The organism is Novosphingobium sp. BL-S-24 (genome assembly GCF_055521575.1).
Map to the genome: position 1 here is coordinate 1 of NZ_JBVFVM010000003.1, position 20,477 is coordinate 20,477.

Annotated in this window: 16 protein-coding genes; 2 read left to right on the plus strand and 14 right to left on the minus strand. The window is 54.1% G+C overall.

Annotated elements, in window-relative coordinates; translation table 11 throughout:
• Positions 1-379: 379 nt before the first annotated feature.
• From ACZ1JM_RS18460 to wecB, 8 genes are all read right to left on the minus strand, one after another.
• Positions 380-709: a hypothetical protein gene (locus tag ACZ1JM_RS18460; RefSeq protein ID WP_465135158.1), complete on the minus strand. Its 330-nt coding sequence runs from the start codon at positions 707-709 to the stop codon at positions 380-382.
• A 74-nt stretch (positions 710-783) separates the two neighbouring features.
• Positions 784-2,010: a hypothetical protein gene (locus ACZ1JM_RS18465; RefSeq protein WP_465135159.1), complete on the minus strand. Its 1,227-nt coding sequence runs from the start codon at positions 2,008-2,010 to the stop codon at positions 784-786.
• Between the two features lie 11 nt (positions 2,011-2,021).
• Entirely contained in the window at positions 2,022-4,235 is a 2,214-nt protein-coding gene (locus ACZ1JM_RS18470; RefSeq protein WP_465135160.1) for a GumC family protein, read from the minus strand.
• A gap of 14 nt (positions 4,236-4,249) precedes the next feature.
• Positions 4,250-4,960 carry a polysaccharide biosynthesis/export family protein gene (locus ACZ1JM_RS18475; RefSeq protein ID WP_465135161.1) on the minus strand — a complete coding sequence of 237 codons (711 nt, stop codon included), beginning with the start codon at positions 4,958-4,960 and terminating at the stop codon, positions 4,250-4,252.
• Between the two features lie 34 nt (positions 4,961-4,994).
• Positions 4,995-6,380, minus strand: coding sequence for an O-antigen ligase family protein (locus ACZ1JM_RS18480; protein WP_465135162.1), 1,386 nt, complete (start codon positions 6,378-6,380; stop codon positions 4,995-4,997).
• Positions 6,381-6,520: 140 nt separating this feature from the next.
• Positions 6,521-7,750 (minus strand): glycosyltransferase family 4 protein, encoded by a 1,230-nt coding sequence (locus ACZ1JM_RS18485; protein ID WP_465135163.1) that lies wholly within the window; start codon positions 7,748-7,750, stop codon positions 6,521-6,523.
• Between the two features lie 239 nt (positions 7,751-7,989).
• Positions 7,990-9,279 (minus strand): UDP-N-acetyl-D-mannosamine dehydrogenase, encoded by a 1,290-nt coding sequence (gene wecC / locus ACZ1JM_RS18490; RefSeq protein WP_465135164.1) that lies wholly within the window; start codon positions 9,277-9,279, stop codon positions 7,990-7,992.
• Complete coding sequence (gene wecB, locus ACZ1JM_RS18495; RefSeq protein ID WP_465135165.1) at positions 9,276-10,439, minus strand: non-hydrolyzing UDP-N-acetylglucosamine 2-epimerase; 1,164 nt, start codon at positions 10,437-10,439, stop codon at positions 9,276-9,278. Before wecB ends, wecC begins: the two co-directional genes overlap by 4 nt.
• A 259-nt stretch (positions 10,440-10,698) precedes the next feature.
• On the opposite strand from wecB, the gene ACZ1JM_RS18500 reads away from it, so the two are divergent.
• Together ACZ1JM_RS18500 and ACZ1JM_RS18505 are read left to right on the plus strand one after the other, a co-directional pair.
• Positions 10,699-11,793 carry a DegT/DnrJ/EryC1/StrS family aminotransferase gene (locus ACZ1JM_RS18500; RefSeq protein ID WP_465135166.1) on the plus strand — a complete coding sequence of 365 codons (1,095 nt, stop codon included), beginning with the start codon at positions 10,699-10,701 and terminating at the stop codon, positions 11,791-11,793.
• Between the two features lie 5 nt (positions 11,794-11,798).
• A complete protein-coding gene (locus ACZ1JM_RS18505) occupies positions 11,799-12,401 on the plus strand; it encodes a sugar transferase (RefSeq protein ID WP_465135176.1) in 603 nt (200 codons plus the stop codon).
• A 37-nt stretch (positions 12,402-12,438) separates the two neighbouring features.
• Here ACZ1JM_RS18505 and ACZ1JM_RS18510 read toward each other — a convergent pair whose 3' ends face one another.
• From ACZ1JM_RS18510 to ACZ1JM_RS18535, 6 genes are all read right to left on the minus strand, one after another.
• A complete protein-coding gene (locus tag ACZ1JM_RS18510; protein ID WP_465135167.1) occupies positions 12,439-14,253 on the minus strand; it encodes an alginate lyase family protein in 1,815 nt (604 codons plus the stop codon).
• 26 nt (positions 14,254-14,279) lie between these two features.
• Complete coding sequence (gene asnB, locus ACZ1JM_RS18515; protein ID WP_465135168.1) at positions 14,280-16,139, minus strand: asparagine synthase (glutamine-hydrolyzing); 1,860 nt, start codon at positions 16,137-16,139, stop codon at positions 14,280-14,282.
• 34 nt (positions 16,140-16,173) lie between these two features.
• Positions 16,174-17,391: an O-antigen ligase family protein gene (locus ACZ1JM_RS18520; protein WP_465135169.1), complete on the minus strand. Its 1,218-nt coding sequence runs from the start codon at positions 17,389-17,391 to the stop codon at positions 16,174-16,176.
• Positions 17,388-17,861, minus strand: a complete 474-nt coding sequence (locus ACZ1JM_RS18525; RefSeq protein ID WP_465135170.1) for a serine O-acetyltransferase — start codon at positions 17,859-17,861, stop codon at positions 17,388-17,390. The genes ACZ1JM_RS18520 and ACZ1JM_RS18525 overlap by 4 nt, the downstream gene beginning before the upstream one ends.
• Entirely contained in the window at positions 17,858-19,201 is a 1,344-nt protein-coding gene (locus tag ACZ1JM_RS18530) for a hypothetical protein (RefSeq protein ID WP_465135171.1), read from the minus strand. The genes ACZ1JM_RS18525 and ACZ1JM_RS18530 overlap by 4 nt, the downstream gene beginning before the upstream one ends.
• Positions 19,202-19,653: 452 nt before the next feature.
• Complete coding sequence (locus ACZ1JM_RS18535) at positions 19,654-20,418, minus strand: SDR family NAD(P)-dependent oxidoreductase (protein ID WP_465135177.1); 765 nt, start codon at positions 20,416-20,418, stop codon at positions 19,654-19,656.
• Positions 20,419-20,477: the final 59 nt, after the last annotated feature.

Consider the following 20,477-nt stretch of genomic DNA (forward strand, 5'->3'; position numbering starts at 1 on the left):
CTGAGCGCCGGTAGCGGTGGACGTGGCAACGGTGAGGGGACGTGCTGGGGCAGGCGCTGCTATGGACGGTCGTTCCGGGCGCCGTCGTCCGCGCGCTGCCGGAGTGAATGGCCGTGAGCACGTTCGACCTACCGATGTGGGGAGGCAGTCAGTATCTCATGTGGGTTGCGTTATGGCTTTGCCAGCATCGCCTATAGTCATGGGATCATTACTGCCAATCGGCGAGGTATTAAAGGGATGCCAAAGATCGCGAAGCAGTGAAATGTACCGTGAGTAGCAACACAGTCGAAACGCCACTCATAGCGGACCTAAAGATCCGCTTTACCAGCCAAGCAGGGCGAATATTAGATCAAAGCGGTTAGAGAAATAGAATTTAGCGCTAACGCCTACTCGTGCGGGACTGATCTTCAGCGATGACGAAGGGGGCCGTCACGTTTGCCTGCGGATCATAATTTTGATCAATCCGGTTGCGGATGCGATTCTGCACACGGTTTTGAATTCGGTTCGTGATACGAGCCATTACCTCAATCCCGGTTTTGCTGGCCTCCGTATCACGGGTTTGTCGCTGGCCTACCTGCCCGATTGAAGAGCCTGCGGTGCGTCCGGCCTGATTAATCTCGAACGATGTTTGAGGCTGCTGTTGCGGCAACGCCACTTGCTCGTCGTATTGGCTGTCAGCTTCGGAGGTCGTGCTCTGGGTCTGCCGCACTTGCGCGACTAAAGGCGATCCAACAAGTAGGAATCCAATACCGATTAGGCTATAAAGGGACATCACACTCTTTATCATCGCGCCGTCACTGGAACCAGTTCGATGCGGTCGATTTGGCCTGACAAACCAGAAATGGCATCCGATGGCTGTCCTATCAGAACGAGGGTTTGCGCCGGACAATTTTCCGGGACGCTGAACGTACCAAAAAAATTGCCGCTCGCGATATTAGAATTTGGCACTTCTATTCGCCCGAGCTCCTGTCCGTTCCGACAGATAAGCGTCCAGTAGGGCCGAGAACTATCAGCCTGCTCGATCGCGATGCTGTGTCCGGTCAGGCGATAGGTGCCTGGGGGAAGCAGCTGGAATTGCTGCAGCAATGGTCCGCCGACACTAGCTGGAGCAGCGAAATCGAAGAGGCCGCCCTGAATACTCGTCGTGAGACCCGACCCGTCATTGAGCGGCAACCAATCAAATTGCGATGGTGTATCCGGGGTTATCGCAAAGCGTGGATCGCGTGACCGGCGACGATCAACACCCGGGTGGGTGGCGGCATAATAGGACCAAGCGGCATCGATCTGGCCAGCTAAAATCAGCGCGTTCACGGCACCAGCTCGTGCTGCCTCGGGTATACGGACGCCGGTACGGCGCAAATCGAGAAACAACGCTGCGGTTAATTTCGGATCAACCCCGTTAACTGCCACGAAGCTGATGAAGTCCTCACCCCACAAAGGCTTGTCAGCCAGTGTTTTAACCAATTCTTGTCGGATCAGTGGATCAGCACTCGCTGACGCTAGCACAGGATAGAGCACTTTGCTGAGCGTCGGAAAGACACGCAAGGTAATGTCATACTGATGTAGCGCTCCCCGAATATCGCCCCGCCGTACCGCATCTTCGATCATGAATAGCTGAGTGCGCAGATCCCTCCGAGACAGTCTTTGCGCATAGGCGAAATAGCGCCGTGCCGTTGAGCTGTCGCCTCGCAGATCTGCGTTCACACCAAGCGTCGCTGCCGCAGCGACCGCTGTTGAATCTTGTTGGAGGGCATGCTTCGCCAAAATATCGGCATGGGCACGATCCTCCGGTGTCGCATCGATCCCTGCCAGTGACGTCGCATAGGCAGCAGTGACCCGACCATCATAGGGCGCAAGTCGATAGGCAAGCGCCGGGTTACTCCTGAGCAGCACTTGTGCGATCGAAAAGGTTACGCTGTAATATCCGAGCACGATCGCAATGGCGGCTAGTGCAAGACGTACCGTCCACTCACTAGACGAACGTCGTTTCAGATCGCGATAGAGAGACATGGTCGAGGCGCTTAAGCCTTCACATCTTTATCGCGGCCATAGCCATATCCGTATTCATAACCATATCCGTAGTGCGCCTTTCGGGCTTCAAACTTTGTGAGCACCCCGCCGAAGATTCGGGCATTCGCAGCAGCGAGGCGGTTAAGCGCGGTTTTGACCATACTCGAGCGAGTGCCATGCGATTCAACTGCGTAGATGACGCCCTCGACCCGGCTCGCGATCAGCGGTGCATCGGCGAGACCCATGACGGGTGGGCTATCGATAACAATATGATCAAAACGCTCAAGCAATCGATCAAGCAGGATGCCTAAACGATGGCCGGTCAGAAGCTCGGCCGCATTCGGCGGGATTGGGCCTGCCGTCATCGCAACAAAACCGAGATCATCCATAGAGAAAACCAGCGAATCGATATCATCATCGCCAACCAAGAAATTGCTGAGCCCACGGGCATGATCAACACCGCCAAAATGATGGACTGACGGTGAACGCATATCGCCATCGACCAGAATCACCCGCTTGCCCGCTCTTGCGAGCATCGTTGCAAGAGCCAGCGACGTTGTCGATTTACCTTCCGACGGTCGCGTTGACGTGACTATAAAGGACCGCGGTGCACCATGCTCAGTGGTGAAGCCAAGATTGGTGCTGATCGCGAGATACGCATCGACAAGGTCGGACTTGCGATCAAGTAGTTCTTCGCGTGGTGCCGCGCCATCAGTAATCTTGGGTACGGCACCAAGCAGTGGCAAGCCAAGACGACGCTCGACCTCCGCGGGATCTGCAATGGCCTCATCCATTTGCTCAAGTACAAAGGCTGCAAGCCCGCCGAGGACCAAGCCAGCTAGGAAAGAAATGAGCAAATTGACGAGAATAAGCGGACTTGAAGGCCGCTGCGGGATGTCAGCGGCATCAACTATCGAGATATTATTAACACCAACACCGCCAGCTACACCAACTTCCTTGTAGCGCTGCAACAGGCCATCATAAAGTGCGCGGTTGGTATCCACTTCCTGCTGATAGATATTGTACTGAATACTGCGCCGACGGTTATCGAGATAACCTGCTTTCAGTTCATTGACGCGAGTTTGAAGCGCACTTTCGCGTTGTACCGCTTCTCGGTACTCAGCCTGCAACGATCCGGAAACACGGCTTTCTTCGCGCGCAATTGAGCGATCAAGCTGGTTAATCTGGTTTTGAATCGCCTTTGCAGCCGGATAGCCTGGCTCAAACTGAACCATTAGCCGCTGATATTCACCCGAGAGTTCTGCACGACGTTGACGCAGGTTGTTGATTGCTTGGTTACGCAGCGCTTCAGCTGAAGCGCCGCCGCCGCTGCCCTGTTGTGCGCGAGCTTCGGCTTGGATACGTTCAGCAGTCGCTTGTGCCAAAGAAGCATTAAAGGCGGCCAGATCGTCAGCGACGATGGAACGCTCAACGGTCGTCGGGCTGCCAGTACCGGTGCCCTGCGCAGGCAAATTAATAATTTGCTGTGCGGATGCGTAAGCGACTAATTGCCGTTGGCTGTCGTCAAGTCGCTGTTTCTGCAATGCTAACTGACGTTGGAGCAAATTGCGGCCGTACGACGTGGCCTGAACCTTGCGCTCCAGGTTTGTTTGGATGAAGTTGTCCGCCCAAGCATTCGCAATACGCGCAGACAAGCTTCGATCTGCACTGGTAAATGTGATATCTACAAGGCGCGAGAAACGCGTCGAATTAATTTTTAAATTATCTTGTAATATATCCCCAGCGGTCCGCTGACGTTCAGCACGTCCCGCAGGAAGGTACCGGCCGTTAACAAGGCGAAATGCAGGATTGTCGCTTTTAAACTTAAACAATTCATAGAACTTAGGATCATCAACAAGGCGCAACTGTGTTGCCACCCGTTCCGATAAGGCTCGGGACTTTAATAAGCCATATTGGGTCTCATAAAATTCTGGATCGACAGAACTAGATTGCCGCTCGACGCCTTGAAAATTGGTTACTTGGCTTCCTTCACGAGCAATCTCGACGGTAGCGGTCGCCGCGTATTTCGGCGTCATGAGCAGAGTAACAATAAGTCCCAGTAGCACACATGCAATGGTTGCGCCGAGGATCACCCACCGCCATCGCATCACAATCCGAATATACTGACGTATGATAGACGGACCGTCAGTCGCTGATGGCGATACGATCGCAGACTGCGGGTGGGCAAAAGTACCCGCATCTAGGTTGGACGAGATGACATTCATGATCGTTCAAACCTTCACTGCAGAATAGCGATAAGCGGTGCCGCAAGCAGCGGCGCTAGCGATACAAAATCGCGGAACAGGCGTCGCTGCGGGGAGTCCCCGACGACGATGACATCGTTAGCGTATATGGCAGGATCGTCATACGAGCCTCGCCGGATAGCATCGATATTATAGAGACCAGCCATCTTGCGCCCCTCGACCGTGCGCAGGATCACCACATCTTCCTGGCGTGCAAATTCGCTTAACCCTTTGGCTGAAGCGATCGCACGCAGCAGTGTCATTTGGTTAGTTACTGGATATAGTCCCGGTTCGATCACCTGCCCATCAATAGTCACGACTTGGCTGACCGAGCTCTTAATGTTGATGGTGACTTCTGGATTGCGGACGTAGCGTTCTTTCAGCGCTATATCGATGGCTGTAGCAAGTTCTTGTGCGGTCTTGCCGCGTGCATCAACCGTACCAACTAGTGGCATTGCAATACGCCCGCTGGCATCAACTTGCATTTCTCGGCTTAGGTCAGGCACATTGAACACATCGACTTGGATCGTATCAAGTGGGCCAATCAACGCAGGTCGATCAGATGCAGTAAGATCTTGACGGGCCGGTGCAGGCAGCACGGTCGTATCTTGAACAACGGTCAGTCGTTCTGTCGAGGCCAAGGGCTCACGACGTGCGCACGCTGATAAGGCCAACATGAGCAAAAAGGCGGTGCAGATCTTTCGCATGCGCTAGGAATTTCCGATAAGCTGGGATCAGGCGCTATAGATGTTGGTTTCGCGCAGGTAAAGCTGACACCGTATCCTCATCAGATTGGCTTGAAAGCCACGCGCCAGCCAGCACCATCAGCGCCATGATTAACGGCGTTCGAGCGGGATAATCGAACCCGCTAGCGACAATGACAAGCAGCAACATTGCTGAACCAAGGCGTTGAAGAGTTGATCGCTGGTCTGCTAGACCGCGCCAAGCGCCAATGCTTGCCCATGCCCACCAAGCCAAGGCGGCGAACAGCAGCACCACCCCAGGCACACCGAGCCCGAGCGTCACTTCGATAAAATCATTGTGGGCATGATTGAAGTAGGTCGGTTTCAACAGAGCTTCTGGCTCACGAATCCGGAAAATTGGATCGAAACCTCCCAGTCCGCTTCCTGCCGGGAGGGCGGCGCGGGTCATTTCCCATACGACTGGAAAGGCGCGACTGCGCATGTCCTGATCGACATCAACTGCTAGGCTGCGTTGAATCGAAACTGCACGATTCGCGGCTACGCTGGTAAGCACGAGTGCTGCGGTAACTGCGATGGTTGCCGTTAACGCAGCTGGGAAAACCCAACGAGGTGCGTGACGTAGTCCCCGACGTAGCCCACGCAACGCAATAACTCCAGTGATGCTGATCGCCAGCGCTCCAACCGCCAAGCCCGCCCGCGATCCGGTAGCGAGTATCGTAAGCATAAAAAGCAAGAGTAACCCTAGTCCGACCGGGCCGCGCCACCGTAACGGCTTCCCTTCACGAAACACCCATACCGGCAAAAATAGAATGCCCAATGCCAAGAAAAGCGCGAAATGATTACGGTTCGCAAATGTACCACTAACGACGCCTGGCGTATCATTGACTAAAGGATTGCCGATATCGGCCCCGGCGAACTGCAGCAATCCTAGCAACATGGATCCCACCGCAAGTATCAAAATAAGATTAGGTAACCATGCTCTCTCGACCTTGTTTAATGCCGAGGTCGATACCAAAACAGCTAGCGGGACAATAAGCGCAGTCAGTGCATTAACGGTAGCTCCGGGCACTAGCGAGAGCCTTTGCCATGCCCCTTTAGCGTCGTTTTCGGTCGCTGCGCTGACGAAGTGACGGTCAGGCAATACCTGCCAAAGGCTTGCTGGAAGCGGCAGCAACTGGATTGAAGTGATCGCGATTGCGGCCCCAAGGAAAATCCATACTGGCCTAGCGTATGTGGTCGTGGGCGGCCGTCCAATCAGAATCACAATCACCAGCGCAAAGGATGCCGCCGTCCGAACAACGATCTGTCCGGCTGCATCACCGCGCGAAGCCCCGCCGGCGAACCATAGAGTTATCAGCAATAAGCTTAATGTTACAAATGCTGGACTTGGCCGGAGCGCGAAGCTGGAAGATCTGATGAGCATTTGCGATGTCTAACTGGCTATTTGGGATAAATCAGAGCCACAGAAGCACCTGTCACAAAGCTGACAAGACGCCAATATTCTCATAATATTCCCAATCTGATGACCTAGTGACAATCCAAAAAAATGCGCATTGACACCACTTAACGATGCGTATCTCGCTCCGCACCTTCGATCCAATCAGCCCATCGATCCGCCAGCATATCACGCGCGAAGCGACTCTGGGCAAGATTCTTGGCGTGCCGGCCCATCCGTGCTGTCATTGCACGGTCATCGGCAAATCGCTCCAATGCGTCGGCAAAGACTGAAGGATTCTCAGGTGGTACGGCAATGCCGCATTCTACCTCAGTAATGATTTCGGATAGCCACCCAGGATAATTGTTCAGCACCGGCAGTCCGGATGCAATGTAATCGAAGAATTTGTTGGGCGAGGTACCATAATAAAAAGCTGGCACATTCGCTAGTACCTGCAGTCCGACGTCTGCCCGCTTGAGTAACCCAACAAGCTGTGTTTTACGCACGGGATCAAGGAACAGGATATTGTCCAGTCCCTCATGCGAGGCGCGTACCTGAAGCATAGGCTTACACATGCCATTGCCGATCAGGACGAGTTTGATATCGCCGCGCCCACGCTGCTTAAGGATCGCGGCTGCGTCCAGTACGCTGTCAAGTCCGTTGGCAAGACCGTGCGCCCCCGTGAAGACTGCAACTAGATCTGTATCCTGCACCCCAGCAGGCTGCCAGGGTGCCACATCGGTTGAGAAAATATCAATGTCGCAGCCATTGGGTACGGAGACGATACGCTCTCGCGCAACGCCGCGACGGGCAATGCCATTCACAATACCAGGCGAAAGCGCGATGAGGCGGTGCGCCGAACGATAACTGATCCATTCCAGCATCGACATCGCGCCAAGCACCAGCGGATTGCTGATAACCCCCATCGCCCGAGGCAGTTCGGGCCAAAGGTCGCGAACCTCAAACACGAATGGCTTGCGACGAAACCAGCGCCCAAGGACACCCGGCACGCCGACCGTGAGCGGAGTTGTGGTCGCGAATAGGAGGTCGTATTTTTCGGTAAAGACGAGGCGGCTCGTACGGAACATGAACTGAAGAAAGGTCTTCGTCCGCTTGGCGAAGCCGTCCTTGTTGGAATAGACGAGATCGACCTCGATCACGTCGATCCCATCGACCGTACCACGGCGGATACCTTTTTCGAACGGGCCAGCGAGACCGCTTTGACCATCCACACCACGGCCGCACAGCATCGTTACTCTATGGCCGCGCTCGATTAGGCGGCGCGCCATCTGGTAGGATCGGATACCGCCAGCGCCCTGCGGCGTGGCGAAATGCTGATGGATATACAGCAGCCTCATAAGATTAATGACACTCGCTCATGATGTGTCGCGTCCGTTAATTGTCACTTCGAGTAACGAACGCCGGTTTCCCCGAAATAAGCGGCTTTCTGGACCGATAACAAAGGCTCATTACTGACAGTCGGATATGGCAAAACGCCAATCAGAACCCTTTCTCACAAGTGAAGCCGGGCACCGTCGGTGGACCTGCTTCCCAAGCGCGTACGCATCGTCAGATGTCATGCGCCCGGTTGCTCCGATCAGGCCACCTTGTTTGGCAGAGCTTCGGTCCCGGTCCACAGCCCACGCGTGTCAATCACCTGTGCATCAGCCGACAAATGAACCTGTGCCCCGCGAAACGCGGCGTGATCGACCAGCAGCAGTGCGATATCGGCAGCCTGCAACGCTGTCGCGACATCTTCCAAACGAACCCGTCCGGCCAGTCGTTCGGGCAGCACGTCGATATGGGGTTCCACAGCGATCACTTCGATTTCGGGCATATCGACCAAACGTTCACAGATAGCCAACGCGGGGCTCTCACGCAGATCGTCTATGTTGGGCTTGAAAGCCAACCCCAAGCAGACGACACGCAGAGTACCGACACGACGCTCGCGCAGATCAGTCACGGCGGTACGAACCTTGTCGATCACCCATTCAGGTTTGCCGTCATTAACCTCGCGCGCGGTCTTGATCATCCGGGCCTGCTCCGGCGTAGAATGAACGATGAACCAGGGATCGACGGCTATGCAGTGACCGCCTACGCCTGGCCCTGGCTGCAGGATGTTGACCCGTGGGTGGCGGTTGGCCAGCTGGATCAGCTCCCATACGTTGATGTTCAACCGGTCACATATCAGCGAAAGTTCGTTGGCGAATGCGATATTGACATCGCGAAAGCTGTTCTCCGTCAGCTTGCACATCTCTGCCGTGCGCGCATCCGTGACGATGCATTCCCCCTTCACGAACGAGTCATAGACCGCGCGAGCAGCCCCCGAACACGCCGGGGTCAGCCCGCCGATCACCCGGTCATTGCGCACGAGTTCGACCAGGACATTGCCCGGCAGAACGCGTTCTGGGCAATAGGCGATCGCGATGTCGGCCTCTCCTTCGACATCGTCGAACGCAGGGAGCCGCAGGTCGGGACGGGCCGCGGCGATCCAGCCCGCCATCTTCTCCGTCGCTCCCACCGGGCTGGTCGATTCAAGAATAACCGTATCCCCCTTTTTGAGGACCGGTGCGATAGCCTCGCTCGCTGCCTGAACATAACGCAAGTCTGGCTCGTACGACTCCTTGAATGGCGTCGGCACGGCGATGAGGAACGCGTCGGCCGGTTCAGGCGTGGTCGTTGCGCGCAGCTGACCACTGGACACGGCCTTGGCAACCATATCGTCCAGCCCCGGCTCGACGATATGGATGCGCCCTTCGTTGATCGTCTCGACAGTAGAGGCATTTACGTCGACGCCGATCACCCGAAGCCCCGCCGTGGCAAGCACGGCAGCAGTCGGCAGGCCGATATAGCCAAGACCGATTACGGAAACTGTAGTCATCGTCATGCTGTCTGGAACTTCCTGTTTATTGCCTTGCCCTCCACCCAGGAGACGAGGCCGTCAACGATGCGCGCAGCTGCGGCACCATCCCCATAAGGGTTGTGTGCGAAGCTCATGCGGGCATATTCGTCATGATCGGTAAGAAGCGTAGTGACCTCGCGCAGGATGACATCCGCATTCGTTCCCACCAGCTTGACCGTACCTGCCTCGACCGCCTCGGGGCGCTCGGTGGTGTCACGCATCACCAGAACTGGCTTGCCCAAAGACGGCGCCTCTTCCTGCACCCCGCCGGAATCCGTCAGCACCACATACGCCTGATTCATCAAATAGACGAAGGGCAGGTAATCCTGCGGCGCAATCAGGTGGATGTTCGAGATACCGGCCAGTAACCGATTGACCGGCTCCTGCACGTTCGGATTCAGATGTACGGGATAAACAATCTCTACATCGGGAAAGCGCGTGGCGACGGTCGCCAATGCCTGACAGATGCGCTCAAACCCGTCGCCGAAACTTTCCCGTCGGTGACCGGTCACCAGTATCATGCGAGAACCGGGGCGAAGCTCAGGCAGTTCCGCACGGATTGTAGTGTTGAGCTTCTCATCTTCCCGCAGCCGCTCGGTCACCTGCAGCAGCGCGTCGATTACCGTATTGCCGGTGATCATCATGGTATCTTCGGACACGCCCTCTCGGCGCAGATTTGCGGCGGAAGATGCAGTTGGTGGGAAATGTAGCGTTGCCAGCGCTCCGGTGAGCTTACGATTCGCTTCCTCAGGCCAAGGAGAATATAAATTGTGAGTCCGCAACCCCGCTTCGACATGCCCGACTGGGACCTGATGATAATAGGCCGCCAAGCTGGCAGACAGAGTTGTCGCCGTATCACCATGGACCAGGACAATGTCTGGTGTGAAGGAACGAAATACGTCGCGCATTCCTAGTAAGATTGCGCTGGTCACGTCGCTGAGATCCTGCTTTGGCCGCATGATTTTTAAATCATAAGCGGCCTCAAGCCCGAAGATACGTAAAACCTGATCCAGCATTTCACGATGCTGGCCTGTGACGCAGATTCGGCAGTCGAACCGCTTATCCTGCATGAGCAACATTGCGACTGGCGCCATCTTGATAGCCTCGGGCCGCGTCCCGAAGACCAGTATCACTTTGATCGTCATTGTGAAACGGTAGCCCCTACCTCGGAAATGCAACGCCCTTGGCATAAAGTAGTGACAGGGGCTACCCCGTTGATAGGCTACAAGCCCGTTATTCTGTTTTAAAAATGCAGGCTGACCGCCGAGAATGTCCCTTTGCGGCAGCTAACTATTGACACCAATCTGTCCCCCTTTAGGCGTTCCGGCAGATTTCCGACTGCGGTCACCGTTCCTTGTTTGAGAGGTTTTTGTGCCAGATCGTCTTTTTCTGTCTGCGCCGCACATGGGCGGCGCTGAACCTCAACTCGTCCAAGAAGTGTTTGCTTCGAATTGGATAGCGCCGACTGGACCGATGGTGACGGCATTCGAACAGGATTTGTCAACGCTGACAGGCATTTCTCATGTCGCAGCCCTGTCAAGCGGTACAGCAGCACTCCACTTGGCACTCCGACTCAGCGAAGTTGGGCCCGGCGATGAGGTGTGGGGGACAACCATGACTTTTATCGGGGGAGTAGCCCCGATCCTGTATGCTGGCGCGACACCGGTTTTCATCGACATCGACGCAGACGATTTTTTGATGGATCTGGATCTTCTCGAAGCAGAGCTCTCGCTCGCGCAAGAGAAAGGTAAATTGCCCAGGGTCGTCATCACGACCGATATCTATGGCCATGTTATCGATGGTGACCGTGTCGCCCATCTGCGTAAGGAATTTGGCTTCATCTGGATCAGTGATGCGGCCGAAGCCGTAGGTGCATATCGCAATGGGCGGCATGCGGGAAAAGGCGCTGATTTCGCGATCCTGTCTTTTAATGGTAACAAGATCATCACAACTTCCGGGGGCGGCGCGCTGGCGAGCGACAACGAAGAGGCCATCGAGCAGGCACGATTCCTATCGACTCAGGCTCGCGATGCGGCCCCCCACTACGAGCACACAACTTATGGCTACAACTATCGCTTAAGTAATGTTTGCGCCGCGATTGGGGTCGGGCAGTTACAGGTTCTTGAGAATCGTGTGGACCAGCGGCGACGCATCCATGACTGGTATCGCGATGCACTTGGATGCGTTTCGGGGCTGGAATTCAGTCCGGAAGCCGATGGAATGCGAGCCAATCGCTGGCTGACGACGGTTTTGATTGATCCAGATGCTTCAGGCTTCGATCGTGAGACGGCACGATTAGCGTTAGAAGCTCAGAACATAGAAAGCCGGCCGTTTTGGAAGCCGATGCATATGCAGCCAGTTTTTGCCAATGCCCCGTGTCGTGGTGGGCAAATGGCTGCTGCAGTGTTTGAGCGGGGACTTTGTTTACCCTCAGGTTCGGCGATGACGTCTGGTGATGTCGATCGTGTGGTCGCAGTGCTGCACAAGCTTGTTGCTTGATGTCGATGCTTAAACGGTTCGTGGATATCGTCGGTGCCGGAGTGGGTTTAATCTTGCTTTCACCAGTGAGCATGGTGTGCGCCGTTGCGGTAGCGCGAAGCATGGGGCGGCCGGTGTTGTTTCGACAGAAACGGCCAGGCAAGGGAGGTCGCCAATTTGGCATGGTGAAATTTCGCACGATGTCGGATGCGCGCGATACCGAGGGCCGTCTACTGCCAGACGGGGAACGACTGACTCGCGTCGGTCGCTTTATGCGATCGACGAGTCTTGATGAATTGCCCGAGCTTTGGAACGTGCTGGTAGGTGATATGAGTCTAGTCGGGCCACGTCCGCTGCTAACGAACTATCTAGAACGTTACACTTCTGAACAGGCACGCCGGCATGATGTGAAGCCGGGAGTCACAGGATGGGCTCAAATTAACGGTCGCAATGCAATTTCTTGGGACGAGAAGTTTGCTTTGGACATATGGTACGTGGACAATCAGTCTTTCTTTTTGGACCTAAAAATACTCTACTTAACTGTAATGCAGGTAGTGCGGCGTAAAGATATTAACTCAGCTGAGGCCGCAACGATGCCAGAATTTCTAGGAAGCTGTGATAAGCCTTAAAGGACTGTCGTCATTATCGTTGCAGCTAGTAGCGAATTTACCAATGAAAGAGACTCGTGACCCGCCCCGGCCGATGAATTTCCAATTCTAGCACTGGAAGTGCTGTTTTCTCAAGATAATGACGCGATTCTAGTCCTTCGACAATTTCCAAGCGAGTGATTGGAGAGTCGCTGCTGAGCGTAATACGCATTTCGTTGCATATGACCCCATCCGGGGTTAATTGCCACTGACGTGGTGCTAGCCGCCACCGTAAAACGGCACGTTGCGCAAATCCGTCAATATCATCGATCACCTCTAGAGTGTTCGATGTGAGGGTGACGGCACGAGCATGTGATGCTCCCATCCAATCGCGGTAACGAGCTGCGAGATGTGCTTCCAAAGCCGATTCTGTTGTATATGGGCTGGCAAGAATATCGCCTTGAGGCCAAGCGCCGTAAAGAAAGCGGCTCAACCGGGGCATTTGATCGCGATCGTCAAATTGTACCGTGTTATGGCTACGTACGCCGCTGAAATAGTCGAGCAACTCAGGGTCGAGTGCATAACTAAAGCTGCCGCCATCCCGAAGCCAGTTTTCTCCCGCAATGGTGAGGTCGAGATGAAGCGCATCAGCCTGTGATGGCCGAAACCGGAACCGTGGAAAGCGCAATAACACTGCGGCATTTCCGCGCCGAAGCACGCCGAAGCCGCCATCTTTAGCGATCCGATCGCCAAGCGGAGCAAGCCTTTTTTCAATCGGAGAAAGGTTTAACCAGCGGAGCTGATCGTTCCACCGTCCTTCACCATAAGCGACCCGATCTAGGAACAATTGAGAAGCCAATTGTACACTAGGTCGGTAATCCCGGAATGGTGTATCACTCAGCGGTATTAAGCGAGAACCATCGTTTTGACCGGTGTTGGGTACATCTCCGGTCACCGGATCAGTCAAGGCGCGTAGCCACTCAGTCGCGCGACCCGCCTGACGGTAAAAAGTGTCGGAAAATGGCGGCAGCTTCAGCTTTCTCCGCCAGAGCTCGATCAGTGACAATGTATCTAATACGGAGCGGTGATAATTCGTCGAATATAAGCTGAAAGTGCCATCTGCACCAATTAACCGCGAGACGCGATTTTCGAGCCATTTGCGCCCACTATCACGCCAGCGCTTTGCTCGGGCATCGCCGCGCAACGCGGGCCAACTGCCAGCTAGGAACAGCGCTGCTGCCTCCGATGTTCCGTGATTATTGTCTTGGGCGATGGCATATCCGATAGTCGGATGGATCCGGGCGGCATGACAGGCAACTAACCCGGTCAACCCTTCGGGCGGATCATCATGTTGGTTCAGCACCAGGGCGGCCGTTACCAAGTGCATGATACGTATCGATGCTTCTTGACCGCATTTCCAATTGGGTCCGCGCGCGGGTGGGTTTTGCGCACACCAACGCGTGATCCAAAGGTTCAGTTTCTCGATTGCAAGCGAATCACCCGCGCGGGCCTGCTGAGCAAAAGCAGGAGCCCAAGCAAAGCGCGAAAGTTCCCAAATTTCTTTAATATCACCGGCTTCGGCTGTGAAGTCGGGGATGGTCCACCAGAGTTCGGTTGCCGCGCCGAACTGAGCACCGGAAAGTGGATTGCTTAGAAAGTCAGGAATCCCATCAGGAAGAGAAATGCAATGTTTTCCAAACAATAATCCTCCTTCTTTCCAGCTCGAGACGGCAGGAAAGGTGACGATTGCTTGGCTAGAGTCCACCGGTCGAAAATAGGGACCTTCAGGCAGATGTGAGTCAGCAGGTGGGCGGGTGACTTTCAACAGCAAACGATAACGAAAGACCCGGGCGATGTTGATCAGCCCAAGCGCACTGGCAGTTCGCGCCAGCATCAAAGTATGCTTTAGACGAGCCCGCATTATTGAATTAGATAATCGTTGAAAGTTGATAACCAAGTATCCAGCGCCCAAGCAGTGAAGATTTGTCGATTTGCAACAGATCGGTCCCCATTGAGGAACTTTTCCCATAGTGAAAGCAACGCAGGACGATCCAGGAAGCCATAATCGTAGATTGCAGCATTAGATCGGAAGAGCGTGTCTAAATGATTTCGTAATGGTCCGCGCAACCATTCTTCCTGAGGATTAGAAAATCCCTGCTTATCGCGACGCCAGATGATCTCTCGAGGAAGGATATCCTTGAATGTGGTGCGCATCAGAGATTTGGTCCAGCCTCGCGAAACTTTGAGTTCCGTTGGCAACGACAATCCGAACTCGACGATCCGGTGGTCGAGATAAGGCAAGCGCACCTCCACACCATGCGCCATCGACTGCCGGTCCTCATAATGGGTTAAGTAAGGCACAGAGTAATGCTGAAGATCTGAAAGTTGCCGCTCTGCAAGCGTTTTGCTTCCTAACGCGACGTCGCGGCGATGGACTACGCTTCGTATTTGCGGGTTAAGAGCCGAGGGAGCGCGCCCTTGGCCAGGGAGGTAACGCTTGGCATCACTGTAGTTGAGTTGGCTCAGTACCGTCCCGGAAATAGCTGACCCTGCCATATTCCCGAGAGCATCAGTCAACCGATGGCGACGAAGTTGATCTCGCATTGCCCAGAAAAAGTATTTCCGATACCCACAGAAGATCTCATCTGCGCCCTGGCCACTAAGAGAAACAATCAGCCCTTGCTGACGCGCCAGTTGCATCAGTCGGAAAAAGGCAACGTTGGAAAAGCTTCCGAGCGGCGCATCGTTGTGCCAAGTGACATTCGGCAACAGCGCCGCATTTTCATGAGCATCAGTACCCAGATCGACACGATGGGCATTGATGCTCAATGACTTGCACACGCGGTCTATATGCATTGATTCGTCACCAGCCACCCCCGGTGAAACTGATGAAATGGCATGAACACGCGCGGGATCCCCTGCTTGCAGGGCCATCTGTGCCGCAAGAATGCTTGAGTCCAACCCACCCGAGAGGGTGATCCCTACTGGAACATCTGCGCGCAACCGGATCCTTACCGAATCCTCTACCAACTCGCGAAGTTGGGCCTCAGCTTCAGGGCGATCTATCGCAATAGGACGCGTTTGTGGCGTCCAATATCTCATGCTGACCAAGTCCATTGCCCCGGAACGTCCCCAGACGATCTTGGCTAAGGTGGCGGGAGGCAACTGCTCAATGCCATTCAGCCAAGTCTGTTCGGATACGTCCTGTAAACCTTGGTCTATATAGTCCGAAAGAATCTGCTGGTTTACGCTGAACCCGGTCCCCGCCAACGCTGCCACTGTCTTCATCTCCGAAGCAATGACGATGCGCTTGTCCGTCCGGTATATGTAAAGTGGCTTTTCGCCTGCTCGATCACGCGAGATATGTATGTCGTTCTGTTCGGGATCAACATGCACGATTGCCCACATGCCATTCGCTGCCCGCAGTGTCTTCTCTACACCGTTGAGTTCGGCAAGTTCCAGCAGAACTTCGGTGTCGGTGCCCGTGCGCCGCGGACTGCGCATTCCAGGAGCCAGTTCGACATAGTTGTAGATTTCGCCGTTAAATATTATCCACTGTCGACCGCTGAGTGAACGCATGGGCTGAGTGCCAGCATCGGATAGGTCGAGTATCGAAAGCCGCTGATGCCCAAGCAGAACGCGACAGCCATTTGCCAGCGTCTCGATGGTATGCGCCGTCTTATCCGGCCCACGATGTCCTTGGATGCGGGTGGCAATAGCAGCCATTGCTTCCGCTTCACCGTCGGTGAATTGACCGACTACGGCGAAGATGCCACACATTATATTGTCTCCATATACTCAGTCCACCGAACCCTCAATCGGCTCGGTGGACCTCGCGATCAATCATTTTGGCATCGGGGACGTTGAGGCGGATAAGCGCGATTATCACCAGAACCACTTGGATTGTTCGATAAGATGCTTGGGTCAAGCAGAAGATGACGATCAGCGTCAGCGAAAGAAATGCGAACCAGTCGCCTCGTGCAAGCTGGCGTAGGTATGGCCTTGGCAGTACGGAAAAGAAGTACAATGCGATCCCGATCACTCCTAACGTCATCGCCATATAGGCGAACGAAGAATGAACATAGCCCACATAGGCTTCAACAGGACCGCCGGTGTCCTCCACACCAAAAAAAGTTATTGATGTAGGAACTTGCCAGCCTACTCCCTTGCCGATGATGGGTGATTCCCGGAAGCTGTCGAGCGCATAAGCCCATTCCAGTTGGCGAGACCCCATCGCATCATTGTTTAAATCTTCGAAACGCTCCGTCAGCCCGAATGAACCGAATACGCCATACCGATAGAACAGAAAAAAGCCGACGATGATTAAGGCGAGCGAAAATAGGTTTAAGCGGCGGAGCCGTTCCAAGAAGTAGATTATGAATGGTACTGACATCAGTACCAGTCCAACTCGATAACCAATCCACACATAAGAATATACTAATACAAGGAGTAGCAGCCATCGTTGCCATGCTTTGAAAGTCGTATTTGCGTATAAAAGATAGGGTACCATGATGAGTGGGTATGGAAGCACTGAATCGGCGACGTTGAAGGTGAGGCGCGCAGAGAACACACCTCCTTTTGTTATCTGCAAAAACACGGCAGTGAGCAGGATACGGATCAGCCAGCACAAGCCCGCCACAAACAGGGAATGCGACAGCCATTGGTGATCGCGTTTGGTCAACTGGGGGAGAAATATCGAAAGTATGAAAAAGAGGAAGGGCGTCACGCCTCGAAGCCACTGCTCGAGACCCCAACCATTTGCTATAAGGGTTACTACACTTACCAACGCATATAGTACGAATAATAACATCGCGAGCGTACGGGCGTCGGGGATGGTCGGTCGAACCACAGCAATTTGGTAAAGGAAAACACCACCAAGAACGGCAACGAAGATGCCAGTACCGATATTTGCGCCAGGCACGTAGCTCATGAAAGAGGAGGCAATCAGCAGATATCCGAACGCCTTCACACCCTTACTGATCGGCTCGCTATCAGCGACGACGGTATTGGCGCTAGAAAAATTGTACTTCATGGGCGCTCAGATTGCATGATTGCGCTATAGTCGGCAGCGGTTTCTCCAACACGACGAGCTGGCATTCCAGCGATGACAGAATTCGGAGGAAAGGACTGAAGAACCACGGCATTGGCGCCGATGATTGATTTAGAGCCGATTTCGATGTCGCCGAGCACCCGTGCGCCTGCCGCGATGTAGACCCCATCGCCAATCCGTGGGCACGCCTTCGCGTCCTTGCTGACATAGGCTTCACGTGCGCCAATCGTCACTGCTTGGCCCAGCAGACACCTTTTGCCCACTACAGCATTGGCATGGATCACAAGCGACATCCCACCATATGCGACGATTGATCCCTCCCCTATTTGGCTGGAGGAAGGAATGGAGCAGCGCGTGATCAAATGATTCAGGCGATCAATAACCTTTGCCGTTCGCCGCCATCCGCGCCGATAAATGGCGTGACCGACTCGATAGAGAAGCATAGCATTCATGATGATAGCCGGAACAAGAGTGTCGCAAATCCTACTGTAAGCGTCGCTACTCCAACCGCCACGACCAGAAAACCGGCGACCAGTAGAGCGCCAATTCCAGCAAACAGAAGCGTGAAAAAAACTAGAGGCAAGAATTTTCTGGAAAAAATAACAGCCAATACAAATGGATAGAGCGCAACGCAGACAATTAATGAAATGGCGTAGTACTCGAGATCGCGACCAACTAACAGAACCCCTGCAGTCACAAGTGCGAATAAACCTACCGCTGGCCCAACGGTGCGGATGCCGTGGCGGTTGAGCAAAACTTTTTCAAAAACAGCGCTGAAAAGGACAACTGGATAGACGGCCAACGCATACAAATACAAATGATCGCCGTCAGCCATGCCGATCCAGCCAATTGCAGTCATTGCAATGAACCAGCAAAAAAGCAATATGGCGAACACAGGCGCAAACGGCTGCATAACGCGAATAAGATCTGTAGGGTTTTTAACCGTGTTGCTAATAGCGTACAACATCTTTGGATTAACGGGACTCAGAGAATAGCCCATAAGAACGAAAGTTGTTAACAAACGCAGGGCACCAATTTGCCCGGCCGGTAAGTGCTGACTGGCAATGATGATTGCGCCGAAAGTAGCAATGATTTGGAAGGCCGCGAACAATACGCGATAGGGCAGTTGGCTAAGCATAACGGCATTGGTCGTGCGCGGCGCTGGGGCAACGAGTGGTGCAGCCCGTCGATGTTCAAAGAACAGTAGACCAGTTCCTATACAAAACCCGATAATATTTGTGATAGTTAACGCCAGTGGTAGGTCGGTTCGGCCCAGCGCAAACCAAATTAGGGTTATAACAAGATGGAGTGTGCCAAAAGCCGCAGCATACAGAAATTGTGAAACCCGGCTACCAATCTGAAACATCAAGTTCAAGACGACAGTGGAAATGACGAGTGATAAAAATAGTCTAAAATCAAATACCGCCTGCAAAGCGGTAGGAAATAACAAGCGTGCTCCTGCCAATATGATCAAAGCACCGGCAGAAACAACCAATGACGACTTAATGAGAGTCAATGGGTCACGTTCGACGATGGTGGATTCGGCAATCAGATCGATGATTCTTTGAGTAATAAAGGTGAGCACGGTGGCCGTTGCAAAATGGCCATAAGCGGTGAGTCCGAATAATAGAGGATACCCATAGCTCACGATCAATGCCGAGCCTATCAGCGAGGCTTGGGTAAGACTCGGAAGAAGGGAGTGTAGGACTCTTGCCATTACTGCGAGGGCATTGCCTGGCGCTCCGGGTTGTAATGATTTAAGCAGTGAGGGAGGCGGCATGGCGGTGTCCAAGGCATTCCTGTAGTGTTTACTGCGCCCGCCACTGCTTGGAGCTGAGGAAGCCCGCTAGCAAATGGCAGCAAAGCCCGCCAGCGCAAAATCTTGGAATGCGTTATCCCGATTGGCACTTGCATCCTGATAGGGGGTGAAATCAACATCCTCCACATGAGCGGCTAGAAATTTGGGCTTAGCTCGTTTGACCTATGCCGACCAATTTAGCTGGCACGTCGAATTATCATTCTAGCCGTTGATAGGTTGATGCCTGCGGGGTATCGATTAGTAATAGTGGTGCCACAATCTCTTAGATATTTTATGCTGCTCAATCAGATATCTATGAGATTGTGGCACCACCCGCCCATTCATATCAGCCGTGAACGGCTTCAATAGTCCCAACTATCGTCGCATGGGATCGTACCTTTTCAGGTTTGTCCCCTAAGGCCCATCGATTAGCTAGAATATGCGGATTATTGTGCGGTGTAGCCACCATCCACGGACATCGTCGTGCCCGTTATCCACCGAGATCCCTCGCTAAGCAGAAAAAGCGCAACATTGGTGACATCGTCGGTTCGACCGAAACCAAGAAGGTGTCGGCGTTCGTAATCGGAAATGGCGGCGTCGCCCAGTGTCTTAGCCAAGCGTTCGTGCATTTCGGTTTCTACGGCGCCAGCTGCGATGCTGTTGACCCGAACTTGGCGTGGGGCGAGCTCACAGGCGAGCGAGCGGACCATGCCGTCGACCGCGGCTTTGCTGGTCGAGTAGCCAACCATGCCCGCAGTCCCGCGCAGGCCAGCTACAGACGACATAAATATTAAAGATGCACCATCGTTGAGTACACCGCGCGATGCTGCCGCACGAGCTATACCAAGTGAGCCGAACAGGGTCGCTTCAAACAGGCTGGCCGCATGATCGTTTTTAAACATCCGCATCGGACGGACGAGTTCCAAACCGGCGCTGTGGAATATGCCATCGAATGCGCCTCCATCGACAGCGATTGCCTTCACGATGTCAGCTGTCGTCTCAAGATCCTTGAAGGCGACTGCATGCACGGTATGTCCGTCACCCTCGAGCGATGTCCGGGTTTCTTCCAATCTTTCTTCATTTCGGCCCATAAGCGCAAGGCGCCCACCGGCTTGTGCGAAGGCGATAGCTGCAGCCCGTCCGAGACCCGATGACGCGCCGGTCACGAGTATGTGTCTTCCGGCTAATGTGCCTGCTGCAAAAAGAGCCATTGCTGCTTCTCCGAATTGTGCCGCCTTCATTGTATCAGCGGCGAGGGGGGCTATAGCGG